The 21111-nt window shown below is 54.3% G+C and carries 13 protein-coding genes; 7 read left to right on the top strand and 6 right to left on the bottom strand.

Annotation, left to right across the window (positions count from 1 at the left end; translation table 11 throughout):
• Positions 1-77 precede the first annotated feature (77 nt).
• The 6 genes from ACR02O_RS03695 to ACR02O_RS03670 all read left to right on the top strand — a co-directional run bounded on the left by ACR02O_RS03695 (position 78) and on the right by ACR02O_RS03670 (position 12448).
• On the top strand, positions 78-2243 hold the full coding sequence (locus tag ACR02O_RS03695) for a zeta toxin family protein (RefSeq protein WP_458138856.1): 2166 nt from the start codon (positions 78-80) through the stop codon (positions 2241-2243).
• Positions 2244-2464: 221 nt separating this feature from the next.
• Entirely contained in the window at positions 2465-3061 is a 597-nt protein-coding gene (locus tag ACR02O_RS03690; protein ID WP_458138855.1) for a VPLPA-CTERM sorting domain-containing protein, read from the top strand.
• A gap of 236 nt (positions 3062-3297) precedes the next feature.
• Positions 3298-4836 (top strand): DUF1175 family protein, encoded by a 1539-nt coding sequence (locus ACR02O_RS03685; protein WP_458138854.1) that lies wholly within the window; start codon positions 3298-3300, stop codon positions 4834-4836.
• Positions 4806-6494, top strand: coding sequence for a hypothetical protein (locus ACR02O_RS03680; protein ID WP_494522834.1), 1689 nt, complete (start codon positions 4806-4808; stop codon positions 6492-6494). Before ACR02O_RS03685 ends, ACR02O_RS03680 begins: the two co-directional genes overlap by 31 nt.
• The gene (locus ACR02O_RS03675) at positions 6491-6961 is read left to right on the top strand and encodes a hypothetical protein (RefSeq protein ID WP_205452571.1); all 471 of its coding nucleotides are present in this window, start codon (positions 6491-6493) and stop codon (positions 6959-6961) included. The genes ACR02O_RS03680 and ACR02O_RS03675 overlap by 4 nt, the downstream gene beginning before the upstream one ends.
• Positions 6962-7753: 792 nt before the next feature.
• Positions 7754-12448, top strand: a complete 4695-nt coding sequence (locus ACR02O_RS03670; protein ID WP_494522833.1) for an MG2 domain-containing protein — start codon at positions 7754-7756, stop codon at positions 12446-12448.
• A 447-nt stretch (positions 12449-12895) separates the two neighbouring features.
• On the opposite strand, the gene ACR02O_RS03665 is transcribed toward ACR02O_RS03670, so the two are convergent.
• The 6 genes from ACR02O_RS03665 to ACR02O_RS03640 form a co-directional block, all read right to left on the bottom strand.
• Positions 12896-13609 carry a DUF3240 family protein gene (locus ACR02O_RS03665; RefSeq protein ID WP_458138851.1) on the bottom strand — a complete coding sequence of 238 codons (714 nt, stop codon included), beginning with the start codon at positions 13607-13609 and terminating at the stop codon, positions 12896-12898.
• A gap of 98 nt (positions 13610-13707) precedes the next feature.
• Positions 13708-14013 (bottom strand): DUF3240 family protein, encoded by a 306-nt coding sequence (locus ACR02O_RS03660; RefSeq protein ID WP_033156867.1) that lies wholly within the window; start codon positions 14011-14013, stop codon positions 13708-13710.
• Positions 14013-17072, bottom strand: a complete 3060-nt coding sequence (locus ACR02O_RS03655; protein ID WP_458138850.1) for an efflux RND transporter permease subunit — start codon at positions 17070-17072, stop codon at positions 14013-14015. The genes ACR02O_RS03660 and ACR02O_RS03655 overlap by 1 nt, the downstream gene beginning before the upstream one ends.
• Entirely contained in the window at positions 17072-18163 is a 1092-nt protein-coding gene (locus tag ACR02O_RS03650) for an efflux RND transporter periplasmic adaptor subunit (RefSeq protein WP_458138849.1), read from the bottom strand. Before ACR02O_RS03650 ends, ACR02O_RS03655 begins: the two co-directional genes overlap by 1 nt.
• A complete protein-coding gene (locus ACR02O_RS03645) occupies positions 18160-19470 on the bottom strand; it encodes a TolC family protein (protein ID WP_415879375.1) in 1311 nt (436 codons plus the stop codon). Before ACR02O_RS03645 ends, ACR02O_RS03650 begins: the two co-directional genes overlap by 4 nt.
• Positions 19471-19597: 127 nt before the next feature.
• A complete protein-coding gene (locus ACR02O_RS03640; protein ID WP_458138848.1) occupies positions 19598-19963 on the bottom strand; it encodes a hypothetical protein in 366 nt (121 codons plus the stop codon).
• A gap of 170 nt (positions 19964-20133) precedes the next feature.
• Here ACR02O_RS03640 and ACR02O_RS03635 point away from each other — a divergent pair, with 170 nt between their 5' ends.
• Entirely contained in the window at positions 20134-21105 is a 972-nt protein-coding gene (locus ACR02O_RS03635) for a Tim44 domain-containing protein (protein WP_319961587.1), read from the top strand.
• The last annotated feature ends 6 nt before the right edge of the window (positions 21106-21111 follow it).

The following is a 21111-nucleotide window of genomic DNA, read 5'->3' as shown; positions in this document are numbered from 1 at the left end:
AATATTCCTTCTCCGCCAATAACCGGTTAAGATCAGCCCCAGAAAATAATAACTATAAAAAAATAAGAGGGTGGATTATGCAAAACCCCAGCCGGAATCTTCCGGGTTACAGGCCGCTAAAACGCCTGCGTACTGCACTGGCTATTGCCCAAGGCGCCGGACTGTTGTCGACCTTGTTGCAAGAGCTGGAAATCACCGTCTCGCACGACCAGACCAAGCGAGTCACTTACATGACCGGCTTGTACTCGCGCATTCATCGCGAAATGTTTAGCGATTGGAAGGAGCAGCCCACCGTCACCCACCGCCCCGGCACGATGCCGGATGCCGATAAACGCAAACAGTTTCGCGTCGCCATTGAGCGCTTGGTGTTGGATGGGGACAGCAATGCCGATACGGCGATTTTCGATAACAATGGCTTTGTGATTCATAGCGAGGACATCGCCGAGCGACTGGCCAGCTTTTATCATTCCTTACGGATCATTCGGCCTTATGGCTACGGCAATCGGATGACGCTGGATTTTTTCATTACCGCGCTGGGTAACCTGCCGGCCTTCAAGGCCGTCTACGAACAAGGCATCGATTTTCGCCGCCTAACTGCCGAAGACGCTTTGGTGCTGCACGATCATAATAGTCAACACCGGGCGCTGAGCCGCGCCTTTACGCACGCCCTTGATCCCAGGCGGATTAAAAGCCTGCACAACCAAGCCAACCGCTACGGCAAATGGCCGGAGAACAAACGCTTTCTATTAGGGATTCCGTTTCTGTCGCATACCACCAGCGACGGCATCGAATGCCTGATCACCGTGACGGGCGGTTTGGTGCCGCTAAGTAGCATTAGCGCCGAACAACTGATCGCCGGCCAGCATTTTGCCGACAACCCTTTGAGCGTGTCCGAGCACATCATCGGCTATTTGCCGGGCACCGAAGATTTGCGCGCCCCCGGCAAATTCGAGATCGATGCCATCCCGATTCGTGAAGACGGCGTTGCGCCGCTGTTTTGCTTGGACGTGAATATGCTCACCGGCTTGCGCTCCCCCAGCCAAGCCGAATTGATGGATTTACTGAAGCAGTGCGCCGGCGAGCAAGCCAATCTATTTTTATTGGCGGACAACGAAGCCTTAAAACAAAAAATGCTGGTCGCCGCCCGTAACGAAGTGCGCTTACGGCGCACCGTGGAAATTGCCTACGAGCGTTTAGCCAAGATCACCCGCATTTTGATCGCGGCCAGGGACGCGATTTTTGCCGGTAAAACCCCGGTGGACCAACCGCATTTTCTGATGAGCATGGGCGGCGCCGGTGCAGGCAAAACAGCGGTCGAGGAAATCGCCACGGCGCTGTGCGGCGACAATTTTGTGATCGCCTCCCTGGACGAATTTAGAAAGCTCAGCGATTTGTACCGCTTGCTGACCGCCGCCAATCACCATAGCGACGACTACGTGTACGTCGAACCGTTCGCCAACCGGCTGCGCGACCTGGTAGCGCAACGGGCGCGCGAACAGCGGATCAATATTCTGTACGACGGCACCGGCATTCCCTATCATCCGCGCTATTCGACCGCCATCAAACACTTCCAGGCCGCCGGCTTTCGCACCCAGATTGCCGCCGTCGATGCATTTCTGGTGAAGCCGGTCGGGCGGGAACTGGAGTTATCGCGCTCCGGCGTGATCGGCAGTGTCAAATCGCGCTTTGAAGCGACAGGTCGCGCCTTGCCCTGGGTGGTCACCATCGATAAACACATTCGTTCGCCGCAAGAGTTTCTAAATGCCCTTGAAGACACAGCGCTGGCAAAAATTTCGCTGTTTGCCAACGATGGTGAGCGGGATAAGCATTATTTGGTGGCGGAAAGTGTCTTGCTTAGCGATGCCGAACTGGAGCAATTGCAACAGCAACAGTTGGCCGGCCACTTGGTCGGGCATCTACTTGAGTTTATCCGCCGGCATCCAGATTCGGTATTGAAAAGCCTGGCCGGCGATTGCGAAACCCGATTGACCGCGCTGATCGCCCGGAACCCGGACTTGAGCGAAGACAACGTCGGCTATTTAATCTACAAAGGCAGCGAAGGCAACCGGGTATTACTGGTTTACCATCTGCGGCGCTTGATCGATTTTGTGGAAAAACGCCAGCTCAACCCCAACGCCTCCGGCGAGGACGGCCTGCTTCACAAACCGGTGGCGCTGGCGTTTCATGTCGATCCGAATGCGAAAGACGCTTGGATTACCCGTTTGCAGGGGACGCTGGAATAATTTAATCCGTGGTTACTGCCCTTTTGGGAGGGTTGTGAGTCAATTTCTGAGTCTATAGAATAAGGCATCGAATTTAAAATCATGAGAGCCTTGCAATGAAATCGTTCCTTTTAAGCAAATCGTTTGTAGCTGCCGGAGTATTGCTGATATCCAGCACCCAAGTTTTTGCGTCACCCATAAGCCTGGGTTTTACGCGTGTTACCAGTAATAGTAGCCAAAACGTGGCGAGCCAATTAAGCGTTGAGGTATTCAATCAAGCCGATGCTTTTTCAATTTTGAATCAGAGTATCGGCGCCAATGACGTGATATTCACCTTTAAAAATGCGGTTGGCACTGCTTCCAATATTGCCGAAATCTATTTTGATGACAGCAATTTTCTGCTGTCTCAATATGCTCCTTTTCTACAGCTTGGTGGCACTACCGATTTCGGAAATACCTTGAACCCAAGTGATCTGCCAGCCGGCAACACACTGGCTAACCCTTTTGTTGCAACTTCCGGTTTTGGTGCCGATGTTAATCCAGGCAATCCCAATAAAGGGATCAACGCCAGTAACGATTTGTTGGGTATTCGCATAGCCTTGCAGACTGGCGTTAGCTTTTTGGACCTTGGGCGCGGTTTGCAAGACGACTTGTTGCGTATCGGCTTACATGTCAGATCAATTGGTGCGGATGGAAAAAGCGATTCTTTTGTTAGCAGCGGTGATACGGCTGGTGGCGGCGGCTTAGGTTCTCCGGTTCCCCTGCCTGCAGCGGCCTGGATGTTCTTGAGCGGTTTGGTTGGCTTTTTGGGCTTGCAACGCCGTCGGACTTCAGTTTAATTCCGATCACGGAATATCCGGCGAATAGCAGGCGCTTATCGGCTACCCGCCTTTTGCCATTTATCGCTTGACTAAGAATATCCCTCGCTCCAGACGGAACGAGGGATTTTTTTTTGCGCCAAAAAATCTGTTCTGTCTACGTTATGCGGAACAACCGGCAGTTAGATTTGCCGTTAGCCTATTTGCTTGCTACATTTCCAGCACTGATTACATCCCATAGCCCGATGGAGGCCTGGATGCGGAAACCTCACTTGTTCGATGCCCGCCGGCTGGGCGGCATTACCGCCGTGCTGTTGGCTTTATCGACTCAAGGCGCCGCGGCGCCTAGCGACGATCCCGATATTCTGGCCCGACGCGGCCAACAACATCCAGTCCCTACCGGGCCGGCCACAGCGCCAACACTGACACTAAGCAAGCCGGCTGGCGGTTGGACCAGCGGTCTGCAGATCACGGTAGCCGGCACCTGTTCCGACCCAGCCGCCGATCCGATAGTCGTCAATATCAACGGCGTCCGTTACTACGTGCGCAATGCCAATGGCAGTTTCTCCCGCGCTTTTCCGGCCGCCAAGGGCAAAAATACCGTCATCGCCGAATGCGCCAACAGCGCCGGCGTCGCCAAAGCCTCAACTACCGTCGATGCGGTGATTGCTTCGATAGGCCTGAAAGTGGTGTTGACCAGCGACAGCGACGGTGTCTACACCGATTTGCATATCTACGAGCCGGACAACAGCCATGTGTATTGGGCCGACACTAATTCCAACAGCGGCGGTATCTTTTTCCTAAACCAAAACGGCGACAACTTCGACCAGGCCGGCTACGGCCCCTATTTATATGTACATCCGGCCCCGCCGCTCGGTGTGTTCCGCATCGACACCAACTACTGGCCGGGCGGCGCAGTGCAACATACGCTGGCAAATCTCGACATCATCCTTGACGAAGGCTTACCCAGCGAAAGTCGGCGCCGCGTGCAAAAACCGCTAGCCCGACCCGGCGAAACCAAAACCCTGGCTTATGTGGTGATCCAAGGCAACCGCCAGCCGGCGAAAATCTATGTGCCGGGGCAGGATGCCGAGCGAGACATGCCGATAGAAGTAAAGGAATACATCAAACACGAGCCCAAGCGCGAAGGCGAAGCAGAGGACAGTGCGGAAGAATTGGGCTACCTGCCGCCGCAAGACGCCGACGCGCTACGCCAAGTCGTCACCGATGTTGCCCTGCTACAAGCCCGTAAACTCAGCCCACTCTGGGAACCCAAACAGCGCGATTGCGCCGGTCTGGTACGTTTTGCTTACCGCACCGCTTTGGAACCGCGCGACGCCAAACGCACCGCCAAGCTTGGGGTACCAGCCAAGCTGATGCTGCCGCCCTTGTCCGAACAGGCCCGTAAAGCCATCCCCGACTATCCGCAAATCTGGCAAACCGGTCTCAACAACGGTCAAGCGCGCTACGGCCATTTTGCCGACGCTGAAACTCTAATCGGCTACAACTTTCGCTTGAAATCCCGCGATCTGGCAACAGCAAAAAGCGGCGATTTGCTGGTATACCAAAAGCCATTAATTAATGACGAACCCTACCACCTGATGCTATTCGCCGCCGGCCATCCGCAGAATCTGGTGGTGTACCACAACGGCGCACAGGGCGGCGACGCCCAGGTGCGCGTGGTCAGCGTCGCCGAGTTATTGCAATCGCCCGATCCGGTGTGGGTCCCCCGCCCGGAAAACCCTTATTTCCTTGGAGTGTACGAATGGAACCGCTTAGCCCCGCAAAACGCCTGACCGCGATAGCTTCGGCTGCGGTGCTGACCGTTACCAGCGCGGTGGTCGGCTATCAGGATTATGCCCGACAACCCTTAAGCCGCTTGATGCGTAGCGGGCTGCCGTTACTGGACTTGACTGTGAAATTGCGCGATGCCGCCAATCAGGATTTGGACGCCAGTACGTCGTTGGTCGGCAGCAACGATGTAGTGCCGGCTGGCGACGATCACTGTCCCGCCTTGACTGGCGGCGATGTCGGCTCGGGCACCACCATGGATGTCAAGGTACAGCGTCCCGCCGACTGCCCAAAACAGGCGACCTGGTATGTGAAAAAACATCCGGTGGCCTTTACCCTTAACTTCAATCAGGGCGAAGCGTTTTTAAACTGGTGGGATGCGCAGCCACAAGTGCAAAGCTTGCTCGGCAATCGCTTCGTACAAGGTTTGTTTTTTGGGTTATTGCAAAGCCTGAAAGTCAAAGCCGAGCAACTCAATCTGGAAGGCCTGCAAGGCGAGTTTCTGACGCAACTGCTGCGCGACGCTGTCACCGCCAATGCTGAGCTGCATTACGACATGGCCCATGCCAGCCAGGGTTGGGTGATCAGTTATTCGCGTAGCGATAGCCAGTTTGCCGATCAAGCCATGCCGGCCTTGGCCGGCGTGTTGGCCAGCAGTGGTTACCGCCTCAACAAACTGCCGGAACCGATCCTGGAAACCCGCATCGGTTTGCAAAAGCTGTTTTTCACCCAATTCCGCGAGCGGATTTATCTGGCGCAAAGTCTGGAAGCGTTATTGAACGTGATCGACAGCATCGCCCCGCAAAGCCGCCGCAGCGATGCGCCGCTGAGTTTGACCTTACGTAGCGAAGCTTTTATCGATAATTTGCTGCCGGTGCTGACCGGCTCGCCGACGTATCCGCTGCAATGGGATTTTGCGTTGAAAGACGGTCAACTGGGTACGTTGAATCTGCCAGCGGCGGCTTGGCAAAGCCAATTGCACGGGCAATTATTCGAAGGCGTTTTAGCCAGCATCCCGCATGACGCTTTTGCCGGCATCGCCACCAGCCTAGCGTTATCGCCGGATTTAACCGCAGAAGACTGGCAAACACTGGCTGCAAACGGCCCGTCGACCAACCCGCCTGACCCCGAACCGGCTGGTGTAGGCTTGGTTTGGGATTTCACCGCCGACAGCCCGACCGGCGCGGTCGGCATCATCGTCGCCAATCCCCAGCAACCGCAAGCCAGCGCCGTTTATGCGCAATATCTGAAAAATCCGGATTTGGGCGCGGAATGTGCCGGCGGCAGTTTGTTCCTGGCCGCGAGTTCGGAAAGTCTGTTGACCCGGATGAAGGATGCTTGCAACAAACAGTCCTTGAGCCCATTGGATTGGCAACGCGGCATCGAAAAACAACGCTGGCAAGCAGCGCAACTAACCGCTTTTGTTAATCCTGGCGCCGCGGTACGAGAACTATTCCTAGCAGGCGGTGCGGGTAACGCGCAGGAAGCCAACGAGTTTGCCCCGCGCTGGCAGCAAGACTATGAAGCCGCCAAAGCCGCGATGCGGCAGGAGGGGGATAAGTTGTTTTACGGTTTGCCGATTTTGAGTTATGCGGGGAGGGTTGAGGGAGGTTCTGGTGCTGCTTTGGAAGGTAGGTTGGTAGCTCAAGAAGGTGGGAAATGATTATTTTGAATTCGCTTTTTGGTTTGTTATTGGTGGTGGTTGGGATTTCCTTTGTCGTTGCCACTGGCTTTTTGAATGCTGACGACTCAACTCCCTCTCCTGATGGAGAGGGTTGGGGTGAGGCGATTCAAAACTTGGTTTCATTTTCTCTCTTAGAAGGTGTCGCTAGCGCGACGGTTTATTTAATGTCGGTTCTCGGACCGACAGCCGAGGTACTTTCTTTTGCTTGGCCAAAAGAAAGTACCCAAAGAAAAAGCCACCCGGATGCCGCTTTGATCCTGCGCGCAAAAGCTTTTGCCGAGGGTTTTCGGAAGGGGCTTCCCAGCCCCTCCGAAAACGAGCGGCATCCCTGCCGCTCCCCTATCGGGCTGATCTCGGCAAAAGCTTCGGTGCTCGGCGCGGCATACGGGACAAAACCACTGGCTGCCATGCGTTTTCAAGAAAAAATTGAATGCCAATTGTTATAAAGCCAAAAACCGATGGGAGCGATAGCGTAGACGCATAACCAAGCGGCTTCTAAAAATGAAGGAAAAAACGATGGGCTGCTCACCCGAACGAAATATAAAAACAAAATGCCGGGCCACAGAAAACAAATAGTCGCTAACACATCTGTTTTTAAGCTAAATATTTGCGGAAGACCAATCCATAAAATGAGAAAACCGAAAATTAGATAAATAGCTGAAAAACCAATAACGACCCAACCTTGCGGAGTTGACAGTAATGGGCCGCGAAGAAAATCAGTTATCGGGCTATGCAGGTGGTCCATAAATCTTTTCTATATTTCAACAGGAAATCCAATGTTAGTTCAGTTTGCTGATGTAAGTGCCAGATTTCTGTCCCGTATGCCGCGCCGAGCACCGGAGGCTTGGAACGGATCAGCCCGGCAGGGGCGATGCAGGGATGCATCGCGTTTTCCGCAGGGGCTGGGAAGCCCCTTCGGAAAACCCCGTTCCAAGCCTTCGGCGCGCAGGAAACAAGCGACATCCGGGTCGCCTTTTCTTTGGATACTTTCTTTTGGCGATGCAAAAGAAAGTATCTCGGCTGTCGGTCCGAGAACCGACGCCAAAACATCCGTCGCGACAGCGACACCAATTCCAAACAGTCTGTTAGCAATCATCAGTCAGCTAATTTTACTAACGGCATTACTGGTACCGATAAGCGCAACCGCCGGCAGCCCATTTTATTTAACCGCCGAACGCAGCTTCACCAACACCGAAACCCCCAACATACGCCTGGACTACACCCTCACCGACCAGCCCATGCTAATCCGGGTGCTGAAAGCCAATAATCTGGAAACCTTCCTGGATGGCCAGTTCAACGTCAGCCGCAGTTACGAGCAGCCGGTTAGCGAGCTTAATCCCGGCCATTACTTCGCCAAGGGTCTGAACAATGCGCAATCGCCCTTGAAGCTGCTGCGCGGCATGCTGGATGTGGAGTTTCGCAAGTCTTTAAAAGAATCCAACTTCAGCGGCTCGGTGCTGACTGTCACCGAAAAACCGTTGGTGTCGGTGCCGCAGCAGGTTTTAGTCGCGCCGCCGAAAGGGTTTAGCGTCGTGAAGGAAAACTATCTGGATCTACTGCGCAACGGCCAGCAAACCCATGATTTGGGTTGGTGGTTTAACGAAGACACCTGGAGCGAGCATCGTTATAAAGTTCGGCAGATTGCGCTTGATCCGTTGCCGGACGGCATCTATTTGCTGCAAGCGGTGCAAGGCAAGAACGAAGCGCAGTGCCTAATTCAGGTCAGCAGTCTGGCGGTGCAGGTCAAGCAATCCAGCGAGCAGTTGTTGGTGCGGGCCATGAATCGCGACTTGCAACCGTTGGCTGGTGCCAAAGTCAGTTATCGCGACGGTCGCGGCCGTTGGCAAACCTTACCGGCCAGTACCAACGCCGCCGGCGAGCTGAGCTTTAATAATCCCGACGGCGTGTTGGACGGCAAATTGCTGGTACGTGTCGATGCGCCGGCTGCCAAACCCGGCGATGCGGCACGCACCGCGTTGACCGCCACAGACTTTTTGCCGACGCAAGCCAAGGACGACGCGGTATTCGTGATGACCGACCGGCCGATCTTCAAGCCCGGCGAGACTTTTTATTACAAAGGTATCGTGCGCAATTTGCAGGACGGCCAGTTGCGGATTCCGGCCTTTCAATCCAAGCAAACCGATGTGTCGCTGATTCGCGCCGACGGCAACGCCACCGGTTTGCAAGGCCAAACCCAGCTTACCGATTTCGGTTCGTTTTCCGGCAGTTTCGATCTCGATCCCAGTCAGACGCCTGGTTTGTATCGCTTGCTAGCGGAAATCGACCATAAAGCTTATGGCGGCGAGTTCCGGGTGCGCGATTACATTAAACCCACGTTTTACCTGGAATGGCTGGATCGGAGTCCGGTGGTGCAAGCAGGTCAACCGTTTAAACTAAAATTCCGCGCCAAACGCTACAGCGGCGGTGTACCGCAGAACGTCAAATTCGAAGTGTTTCTGTACCGGAAAAAGTTCGAAGCCCCGCAATTTGTGACCGAAGCTGGCGCGGGTTTAGCTGCCGGTAACGATTATTTCGGCCAGGTGAAATCCGCCGCGCCGTTGACCCAGCCCCAACGCTTGTACAGCTCCATCGAAGAACGTCAGGCCGTCGATGCCAGCAATCCTTGGGAAACCGCCGCCAAGCTGGATGAAAGCGGCGACGGCAGTTTTGAATTCACCGTGCCCGCCTCGGACAAAGAAACGCCTGATCAGGAATGGATTTATTCCTTGATGGTGCGCGCCCAAGATGCGGCCGGCGGCAATGCGATTTTGACCGACAGCATTTACGCCACCTTGTCTGAGGCGCAGCCGGCTGTGCGTTTTAATAAAACCGTCGCGGCTGTCGGCGATCAGGATTTGCAATTGCTGTTGCAATCCAGCTATGCCGACGGCAAGCCGGCTGCCAAGGCCGGCGGCGTGGTCGATGTGATGCTGGAACAGCCCGGTAGCAGCAAACGCAGCCTGGTGAAACTGGATTTCGCGACCGACGAGCGCGGTCAGCAAAAACTGACCATCCCGGCCTTGAAAGAATTTGGCCGGCTCACCGCCGTCGCCCGTTTGGAAAGCCTGGATGGCCGCAATTTAAACCATCCGGCCAGTTCTCAACCCAGCACCTTGATCGTCGCCGGCAGCGGTGGCGAAGCGGTGGCTGATAATCCGGAACTGGAACTGTACACGCCCACCACCATCCTCAGCCCCGGCGAACAAGCCAAGGTGTTTGCCTTGTTGCCCAAGGCCTGGGGCAAGAACGAAAGCGGCGCGATTTGGGAAACCGTGGCCGGCGCGCGTTTGTTCGATAGCCGCAGCGCGTCAGCTCAAGGCCGCAGCCGCTGGTTTGAAGTGACCGCCAAGCCAGAATATGGCACCGGCTTTTACCACACCGTGACCGTGCCGGTAGCTGGCGGCAAGTACAAGGAACAAACCCTGGGCTTTAGAATCGTACCCTGGGAAAAGCGTTTGCAGATCACCATCGAGCCGGAAAAAGCCGAAACCGAGCCGCTGAAACCCACCCAAATCAAGCTGCAAGTCAAACGCGCGGATGGCAGTCCGGCGGCGAATACCGAAGTCGCGGTGTCCATTGTCGACCGCGCCGTGTATGCGGTGCAAGCCGAATTCCGGCCCGGCATTTTCGACTTTTTCTATCCGCTGCAACGCAGCAATTTAGCGACTTTCTATTCCGACGATCTGCAAGGCTACGGTTACGCGGATTTGCTGCGTAAACCGAATTTCTCGCTCAGCGCCTTGAAGAGCCAAAGCAAGTTGGCGAAAAAAGCCATGCGCGACACAGCCGGCTGGTTTCCGCACGTGATTACCGACGCCAAAGGTAATGCGACGATTGATGTAGACATGCCGGCCAACATCACCGAATGGCTGGTCACGGCGGTTGCCAGCGACAAGGACGGCCGCATCGGCGAAACCACCGGCCAATTCCGTAGCATCACCGATGTGGCGGTGGACATGGTCGGCCCGCAATTCTTGCGGCAAGGCGACGAAGTGGACGTAGCGGTGAAACTGACCAATCACTTGGCCCAGCCGGTGAAACTGGCCGGTAGCATCAGTTTGCCGGACAGCTTGCCTTTGCAAAACGGCGAGACTTCTCCCCAAGCCGAATTGGCTGCGAAAGCCGAGCAATTGTGGCCGTTACGCTTGAGCGCCAACGCCCGGCAAGGTACACCGGCGCTTAAGGTGGCGTTGACTGCGCCGGCCGGCGTGCGGGTGGGCGGTGCCGAGGAATTCGAGATTCCATTAAAAGCCGCCGCGCTGCCACAGGTGTTTAGCAGCGTTCAGCAGGACAATCTGCTGCGTACCGACTTGCCCGCGCAGGCCGAACCTCGGCAAGTGACGGTGCGAGTCAATTCCGGCCTGCTGGGTGCCGCGCTGCAAGCAGCGGCCATGCTGGTGCAATACCCTTACGGTTGCACCGAGCAACTGGCGCACAGCACCGTACCGAATCTGGTGTTAATCGATTTGATCGAACGCGCCGGCCTGAAACCCGAGCAATTGGGCCCGCTGGAAAAGACTTTGCAACACGCCAAACAGAACGCGGCGCTGGGCATTCGTAAACTGATTCAAAACCAGAAAACCGATGGCGGTTTTGCCTTGTGGTCAAGCGATAGCGAAGCCAGCGTGCCAGTGACCTTGATTGCGATGCAAGCCTTAAAATACGCTAACGACTTGCAAGTGGAAGGCGTGAATAACGCCTATTTCAAGGGTATGGACTGGCTGAACAATCATACCGAGGGCAATACGATAGCAAATGGCTTTGTGTTGAGCGGCTTCGCGACGGTTGGCTATGCCTACAACGCGCCTTGGCAACAGCAGGCCGATTTTGTCGAAAAAGTGCTTGCCAATTCTAAGGCTGGAGCCGACGAGTTGGTCGCCGCGTTGCGCATCGTCAAGGCTTACGAGAATCAAAACTGGCACAGTTTCAACCACCAGTTCAAAGACCGGCCGCAGCTGAAAAACGATTTAGTCAAACGCTTACAACTTGCGCTGGATGCGTTTGACCCGGCGGGTTATCAGCATCAGCGCGGCGAGTTGTATAACAGTTTGGGCTTTGGCTTTGGCGTACCCAGCCTGATCTCTGCCGGCCTGGGCGCGTTAAATGAAGCGCAGGCGCTGCCGCCTGCACTGGAAACCAAGCTGAAACGCTTGCTGTTGCAAACTCAGAAAAACGGCTATTGGCAATCGACATACGATACCGCGCAGGTGATCTTCAACAGCCGGGAATTGTTAACTAAGGAAGCGGCGGCTGCGGCCAAGCAGAATGCCCGAACCATCACCGCTACAACCAAAAACGGTTTTGAGTTGGGCAAATTGGAACGCATCCCCGGCGGCTATCTGACCAATTTCAACCAGTTTGGCGATAGCCCCGACTTGAGCGAACTTCATCTGGCCGAGCTGAATGCCGACGAAATCGCCAGTGCCACTATCGCTGTCGAGGTGCCGTATCCAGCCGTCGCCGCCCGCGCCGCCGGTCTGGAGGTACAACGCAGCTTCCGCCGCATCACCGCCAAAGGCAGCGAGTTGATCAATATGAGCCAGGCTTTGCAAACCGGCGATGTGGTGGTCAGCGAAGTGCGGGTAAAGCGCAACGCCGACGCCGGCCGGCCGGTACCCGGCAGCGAGTATGTGGTCATCGACGACGGCATCCCCAGCTTGGCGGAAGGCCAGGAAAACGACGAAACCTATTTGGCCGACGCCAAAATCCAAGCCAAGGACGACAGCTATTGGGCCAGCATCAAGGAAACCCAACGCTACCCGGACCGCATCATCCGCGTCGCCAAGCTCCAAACCGGCGGCGAATTGACCTTGTATCAAGTTTGGCGAGTCGCCAGAGCCGGTAGTGCGTCGATCCCCCCTGCTAGCGGGTTTGATATGTATAACGAGGCGGTGCAAGGGAATAGTTTGGCGGGGAGGGTGAGTGTTCAGTAGTCTTGTTCGGCGGAACGGCTTTGGTTTTGCGCGTTAAGGTTACGGGTTGGGCGCCCCCAAAGCTTAACTGCGTCCTCGTCGTTGCTGTACGCAAATATACCGGTACGGCACGGATAATCTGAAAAAGTGGAATTGCCTTAAAAAACTTAACTATATCACCCAAAGAAAATTGAAAATCTCTTTTCAGTTCTTCCTAAAAAAGGTAGATATTCATGAATTCCAAATACAAAAAAAAGCGCCGCTTAGGCGCTGCCTTTGCCATTGCGAGCATCGCGTCAACAGGGCTGGCCTCTACTAGGGTTTAGGTCAGCGCCACCGGTATCAATGATAGCGGTAACGTGGTCGGTTATTAGACAATTCGCAGCAATTACAGGTATGGCTTCAGACCATTCGCTTAATACTTGCACCATACTCGACCATCCTAGCGCTTGCTTGCATTATTAAGCGCTAAATTTCGCCCTTCTCGACCACCGGCATGATCCAGTAATGGATACCGGACCCGGCAAATTCGGACTTCAATTTTTCCAGCAAGGCAGAAATAGCCATTTTCTCGGCGTAAATCTGAAAGCGCGCGGTTTGCTGATCGGCGTCATCGGCTTCGGTGAGAAATTTGGTGATTTTGTGTTCGCCGGTATCACTATTAAGCAGTTCTTCCTCAAAGCTGGTCAGGCACTCCATCATCGGCCCCTCCATGACAGGCGGCACGATAAATGAAATGGAGAACTGTTGATGATGCACGGTTCGAAAAAAATCATCTTCACTGTTAAAACGATCAGACGCATTTTTGATCACTTGCAGATACTTACCGCGCCTGCGATCACCCTTGCGCTTTTCGATAATATCCGCAGACACAGGCATCTGATTTTGGCGGGGGTCGTTGTACCAACTGCGATGATAATAAGGCCTAACCACCACCATTCTGCCGTTAAACCGCCGATTTTTTAAACCTTTAACAACTCTTTGCACGGAAAGCTCAGAATCCAGCGTTACCACACCGTGATATTCGATAGTGCCTATGCGGGTATCCTGTAAGGCCAGAATCTGCACATCGACTATACGGCCGGATTTTCTGAACAAGCCGCGTTTCAAAGCAGGGGCCACAAATTCGGAAATTTCAGTATGCCTGGTATTAGCAGGAATGCGACGCAAAAAGATATTCATAGGGCTATGTGTGGCAAGGAAAATAGCTCATTCAAAAATGTTTAACCGCTGTTCGTCCGAACTGTAGCATCCCCAGTCGCTTTCTGCATGCTTTATGCTTAGATGATGCCTTGTTCGATAGCCGGTACCAGCCAATAATGCAGGCCGGAACCGGTAAAATCCGCCTTTAGCTTAGTCAATAATGCAGAAATGTTTTGTCTTTCGACATACATTTGAAAACGAATTTTGCGTTGATGTCCGGCAACCTGCTCTGCCAGCGACAAACCCTGCTGATTGTGATCGTGAACATTGGCCGGAAAACTGGTGAAACCCTGCGACCATTCCAATGACAGCAAACAATCGACCAGCGCTTCCTCCAGACTGGGAGGCGCATTGACAGTTAATAAAAACGCTTCGTGACTCATCAGCAACGCTCCGGGTGGCGGCCAAACAGTTGGTAAAGTATCGGCAGCAAAATCAGTGTTAACAAGGTTGATGACAATAGACCGCCGGTAACCACAATAGCCAATGGCCGTTGAATTTCCGAGCCGGGGCCCGACGCAAACAATAACGGAATCAAGCCGAAGGCGGCGATGCTGGCCGTCATCAGTACCGGCCGCAACCGCCGCCCTGAACCGATAATCACCACCCGCGACAATTCCATACCGGTCGCGCACAGCTGATTAAAATAGCTGACCATCACCACCCCATTCAATACCGCAATGCCGAGCAGAGCGATGAAACCCACTGAAGCCGGCACCGACAGATATTCACCGGACAACCACAGCGCGAACACCCCACCTATCATGGCCAGCGGGATATTGGACAGCACCAGCACCGCCTGCCGCACCGAGCCGAAGGTGGAAAACAGCAACAAAAATATCAAACCTAAAGATAATGGAATCACTAGAGAAAGACGCGCTGAAGCGCGTTGTTGATTTTCAAACTGACCGCCGAACGCCACATGAAAACCGCTGGGTAATTGAACACGCTCGGCCACTGCCTTGCGCGCCTCGTCAACAAAACCAACCAAATCGCGGCCCTCAACATTACAGCGGATTACCACGAAGCGCTGACCCTTTTCCCGGTCTATCGACACCACGCCTTCCACCGCTTGAATTTTCGCCACTGCGGTAATCGGCACATGATCGCCATTCGGCAAACTGATTTGTAAATTCTCGAAGTTGGCGGTGTTACTGTCGCCGCGCAGCAACAAAGGCGTGCGTTTCACCCCCTCTTGGACAATACCCAGTTGCACGCCTTCAATCTGCGCGCGCAACATATCTTCTATGATATTGCTATCCAACCCGAACCGGCCGGCAGCTTCTCTATCAATGCTCAACTGCAGAAACTGCATGCCTTCATTTTTACGGGTAAATACATCACTGGCACCGGGGATGGTCTTCAGCACCGCTTCGATTTGCTCGGCTTTATGATTTAAAGTATCCAGCTCGGGGCCGAATAATTTGATCGCCACGTCACCGCGCGTTCCCGTTAGCATCTCCGAAACCCGCATCTCGATAGGCTGAGTAAAACCAAAGGCTATGCCCGGGGTGTGATCCATAATCTTGCGGATTTCTTCGATCAACTCTTCCTTGGTTTCCATCCGCCATTCCGCTTTAGGTTTCAGGATCAGAAACGTGTCGGTATCGTTCAAGCTCATCGGGTCCAGGCCCAATTCGTCGGTACCCACCCTGGACACCACGGTCTGCACTTCCGGGATATGCTCGAGGATGTTTTTCTGCACCCGGCCATCCAAGGCCACCGAATCCAGCAAGGTAATAGACGGCAATTTTTCCAACTGCACGATGATGTCACCTTCGTCCATCGTCGGCATGAAAGTACTGCCGATCTGGGTGAAGACCAATACGCTTGCCGCCAACATCGCACCAGCACCGATAAAGACTTTTTTGCTGTTAGTCAGGCACCAGGCCAGAATAGGCTGATACCAATGCAACAGTTTGCGCGGCAACCATGGCTCCTCATGCGACACCTGTTTTAGCAACAGCGATGCCAGTACCGGAATCACCGTCAATGACAAAATCAAGGAGCCCGTTAAGGCAAACACGATAGTCATCGCCACCGGCCCGAACAACTTGCCTTCCAGTCCCTGCAAGGTCAGCAGCGGTAAGAACACGATGACAATGATCAAGATGCCCGACGTCACCGGCACCGCTACTTCGCGGGTAGCGCGATAAATCAGATGCAGGCGCGGCAACCTCTCGGCCTTTTGATGATCGGCCAGTTGCGTAATCACGTTTTCCACGACCACCACCGCACCATCCACCAACATCCCGATGGCGATAGCCAGACCGCCCAGACTCATCAAGTTGGCGGACATACCGAAAGCGTGCATCAGGATGAAGGTCACCAGCGCCGCCAACGGCAAAGCCAATGCGACGGTCAAAGCCGCGCGCAAATCACCTAAAAACAGAATCAGCAGCACCACTACCAAAACAATGGCTTCCAGCAGGGCTTTGGAAACGGTGTTCACCGCCTTGCCCACCAACACCCCCCGGTTGTAGAACACATTCAGGCGCACGCCTTCCGGCAAGCTTGGTTGCAATTCCGCCATCTTGCTTTCCAGTTGCTCGATAGTTTGCCGAGCATTGGCGCCGCGCAAACTGAGCACGACCGCTGTCACGGCTTCACCGTCACCGTCCTTGCTGACCGCGCCATAACGTGTCAACGCGCCGATTCTGACCTCGGCTATATCGTCCACTCGTGTCGGCAGGCCTTCGTGTTGCGCCACCACAATGGCTTTCACATCCTGCTCATTCTTGATACGGCCTTCGGCGCGCACAATCAACGCTTCCTCGCCTTCGCTCAACCGACCGGCACCGTCGTTGCGGTTATTATTTTGCAAAGCCGCTTTTAATTGCTCGGTATCGATATTGCGAGACGCCATGCGAATATTGTCGGGCACCACTTCAAAGCTGCGTACCAGCCCGCCCAGCGCATTCACATCCGCCACGCCGCTGACGGTACGCAGAGCAGGGCGGATGGTCCAATCCAGTAATTCTCGCCGTTGCATCAGCGTTAAATCGCCACCCTCGATGGCGAACATGAACATCTCCCCCAGCGGCGTGGTCATCGGCGCGATACCGCCCTGCACACCCTCCGGCAAATTACTCCACAAAGCGTTCAAGCGTTCCGCGACTTGTTGCCTGGCCCAATAAATATCGGTGCCTTCTTCAAAGTCCAGCGTAATATCGGTAATGGCATATTTAGCCAGCGAGCGCAGCATGGTTTGATGCGGAATGCCCAGTAACTCAACTTCAATTGGCGCGGTAATTCTGGCTTCCACTTCTTCCGGCGTCATGCCGTTGGCCTTGACGATGATCTTGACCTGCGTCGGCGATACCTCGGGAAAGGCATCGATAGGAATGTGTTTAACGGCATAATAGCCGCCGCCCACCAGCAACAATACGCCGAGTAAAATCAGTAGCCGCTGGGTCAACGCAAAGCGAATTAACCCCGCCATTACTCGTCGCCTCCCAAACCTAACCAATTGGCTTTCAAGGCCACCGCGCCTTTTATGGCGATTTGCTCGTTGCCGGACAACGGTCCGCTAATCAAGGAATTGGATTCTTGTTTACCGGTAATAGTCACTTCGGTCACCACAAAACCGTCTTGATTGCGCACAAACACATAGGCGTGCCCTTCGTTCTGCGCAATGGCGGTATTGGGTACGACGAAGCCGGTCTCTGCGCTATTTTGCATGATCTGCACATTGACGTTCTGTCCCACGCGCAAGCCCTCGGCTTTGCCGTCAATCACCGCCCTGGCCAATACCGTCTGATTGTCGCGGTTGACGCTTTGGCCCAGCAGACTAATTTTGGCAGTGGTCTCGCTGCCTTTCAGCCGCACCGAATCGCCTAACCTGATGCCGCTCAAGCGCTCCTGCGGAATATTGATTTCCAGCCACAGTTCAGACAAATCGGCAATCCGATACAGCGGTGCCTGCACATCCAAGCGGGCGCCCAAATTGGCCACACGCTCCAATACCACCCCATCGATGGGTGCGCGAATAGTCAAACGGTTGTCCAGCTTATGGCTTTGCCCCAAACTTTTAATCTCGGCGGCCGACATGCCAGCCAACAATAACAACTGCCGCGCCTCGTCGGCCTTGGCCGATTTGCTGCTGTGCAGCATTTGGGTTTCCTGCCAGCGCCGCTGCGCAATTACACCTTCCTGCAATAATTTTTGATCGCGATTGCGCTCTTGGCCGGATAAATTCAGTTCACTGGTAGCGGTTAAAAATGCTTGCTGTAATCCGACCAGTTCCGGGCTGTGCAACTGCGCCAATAGTTGGCCTTTATGGATCTTGTCGCCGATATTGACCGGCAATTGGGTAACCAGGCCGGGCTGGCTGCTACTGATCAATACCTCCCGATCTGCCGGCACCACCACTTTGCCCGGCGCGTAAAACAACGGAATCTGCTGGCTGGCGGTAAGCGGCGCGACTTTTATATCCAAATTGTCGATCTGCTGCTGGGTAATTTTAATCTGGGTATCTTGAGCAAACGCGCTTAAGGCCTGAGTCAAAAACAGGCCGAAGATTAACCGCCTCATGGCTGTACGCCGACAGCTTGGTTGTAGAAAGCAATGTTGCGCTGTAATTTAACCTCCTGCAATTTGGCGTTGCGAATCGCTTCCAGACTACGGGCCTGGATTTTTAAGAGGTCCAGCAGGTTGATTTCGCCGGCCGAGAAGCTGATTTCGGTCATTTTCAGATGGGTTTCGGCGATTTGTTTCAACTCGTTGGCGATTGCCAGTTCCGCCCGCGTTACTTCCAGGGCATGCTCGGCTTCGTGCAGATTTTTCTCCAACTGCCGGTAAAGGTGCTCGCGTTGGGCTTTGGCATTGTTCAGTTCCAGATTAACTTTGGCGATTTCCGGCGCGTTATAGGCCTCGCCGCCGAATAGCATCACCACACCGACGCCGACGCTCTCAATGTCTTGCCCGCTGCGGCCATCCCGCTGGCTTTTCGCACCTACACTGAGTTTGGGTTGATTGATAGGATCAGTGGTTTTGGTCCATTCAATTTCCGCCTGTTTCCGGTCGATGATGGCGTTGATAGCTTCCAGCATCGGATGGTTGCCGCTCACCGAGGTAATGTCGCTTAGTTTTTCCTGATAATTGCCCGGCACCCGCGACAAGGTAGTCAAGCTGGCATAGGCTTTACGGCTATGCATCACTTCCGCTTCGGCTTGGGTGACCAACCCTCGGTTTTGCAGATATTCACCCTTGGCCAGCAACAAATCCGCACGTGGCAAATCGCCCAATTCCACCCGGCGCTCGACTTTCTTCATCAATTGCTCGGAAATCGACAAGGCATTTTGCGCTTGTTGCAAACCGATATTGGCGATTTCCATATTCCACAAAGCGTCTCTGATCAAGCGCGTGACTTCCAGCTTAACCGCCGCCGATTGCTTTTGCGCGGCAACGCCGGCCCGTTCCGCTACCGCCTGACCGGCATCGCGTTGCCCCCATTTCCAAGTCGTGATTTCGACTTGAGCAGAGGCCTCACGCGAACCCAGGTCGTCGGCAATTCGGTCATCCATGTAATTCAATCCAACAGCCGTAGAACCGGCCACCCAAGCGTCACTGCGTTCGGCCAAGGCATTGGCTTCCTGGGCCAAGGCTTCGCCGACCAGACGATCCGGGTATTTTTCCACGGTTATTTCGACTAATTGCGACAAACTTAGCGACGGATCGGTTTCGATAGGATCCATGTGTTCGACAATCAAATTCTCCGAAAACATTTCGCCGCGAGTCGCCGCCAAACTCTCTCCGACAGGATTCATTTCGGCAAGGCAAGGCGCCGTAACCAGCAGTAATACAGGTAAACCGCATTTTAGATAACGGTATCCATTCATGGAGCACTCCAAAGCAGTAATTGAATAGAACTAGCAGCCAAACGCCTAACGGGCTTTTGGCCAATTTTGGGGACGAGGGGCTGCCAGGTGTTGACCCAGCCTGCTTCGACAGCGAAGCCAGCCCCTTTCAGAGCGGCGGCGCGCGGGATGGATTGTGACTAAGTACGGGGTCGGGCGCGAACAGCGGTATGTGCGGAGAAAACTTAACGAGTTGGATTTGCCGCGTAACCGCCAAATAGGCAACCACGCTGACCAGCAGATAGAAAACCGGCGCCAGCCTGTCCAGCCATTGCTGCTGTTTAATCGCAGAGCCCAGATTGACAATACTATTTTGAATTTGCAGATCGTGATCGACAGCCATCAAGGCGGTTTCGCCATCATGATCGATATGCAGCACTTCGAATTCGTGCAGATGCAGGCCGCCCTGCATGGCATCTCTACCGATATGGGCATGCACCAGCGGCGCTGCCACTTGCAAAAGCAGCAAAAACATAACTAGAAATTGACGCAAATATGCAACCATTTATGTTTTCAGAATGTCTGTGGGGTGTCGTTAATCGGTAGACGGCGGTTGTATAGGACCATGCGAAAGGCTATTCTACTTGAATTACGCGATTTTACCCCGAATATCGGCATACATTTATTCACTTTAGGCAAACACCTATGAACAGAAAGATCGGTACCTTGGCAACATTATTCATTGCACTGGCCTTACTGCTAGGCAGTGTCCAGGAAGCGCAGGCTAAACGCATGGGCGGCGGCAAGTCTTTCGGTAGCAAGCCGAGCTACAGCACACCGTTTCAACGCTCTACCTCTCCCACTGGAGCCAGCAGCCAGCCGACCCGCTCGGCCAGCCAGCAACAAGCGGCTGCACAAAATCAAACAGCCAGACAAAACTGGGCTGGTCGCGGCGGCCTGATGGGCATGCTGGGCGGCTTGGCTTTAGGCGGGTTATTGGGCTCATTGTTCTTCGGCGGCGCCTTCGAAAACATCAATCTGATGGACATGCTGCTGTTTGCCGGCGTCGCTTATCTGCTGTATCGCTTGTTTGCGGCCAGATCACGTCAGCAACCCGCCGCGCCGGCCGGTTATGGGCCCGCGCACTCGCAACCAGCGGAATCGCAAAACTATTATCGCGAGAACCAGCAACCGGCAGCCGGCGGTTCCGGTTTCGATACCGATGTGCTGTTCAAAAAAGGCAGAACAGCAGGATCAGGCAGCAATGACTATCAACAAGCCGCTAGTTTCGATGCAACCAACTTGCCGGCCGGGTTCGATCAGCGCGCGTTTTTAAGCGGTGCGGAAAGTGCCTACCGCTACCTGCAAGCAGCTTGGGATAGACGCGACTTGGCGGAAATCCGCGGCTTAACTACCGACAAGGTGTTTGTAGAAATTCAAGAGCAGCTACGTGCATCCAATGATATTAATAAAACCGATGTCCTGAAACTGAGCGCCGAATTAATGGATGTCCGCGAAGCCGGCACCGAACTCGAAGCGGTGGTCTTGTTCGACGCGCTAATCAGCGAAGACGGTGGCAAGGCAGAAGCCATTAAAGAAGTATGGCATTTCGTCAAACCCATCAACAGCAATCAAACCCGCTGGTTCCTAGACGGCATTCAGCAATTTGCAGAATAATCCGGC

The organism is Methylomonas sp. PHL2-19 (genome assembly GCF_059331595.1).
The sequence above is the reverse complement of the archived record's forward strand: the minus strand, read 5'-3'. Positions and strand labels throughout refer to the sequence as shown.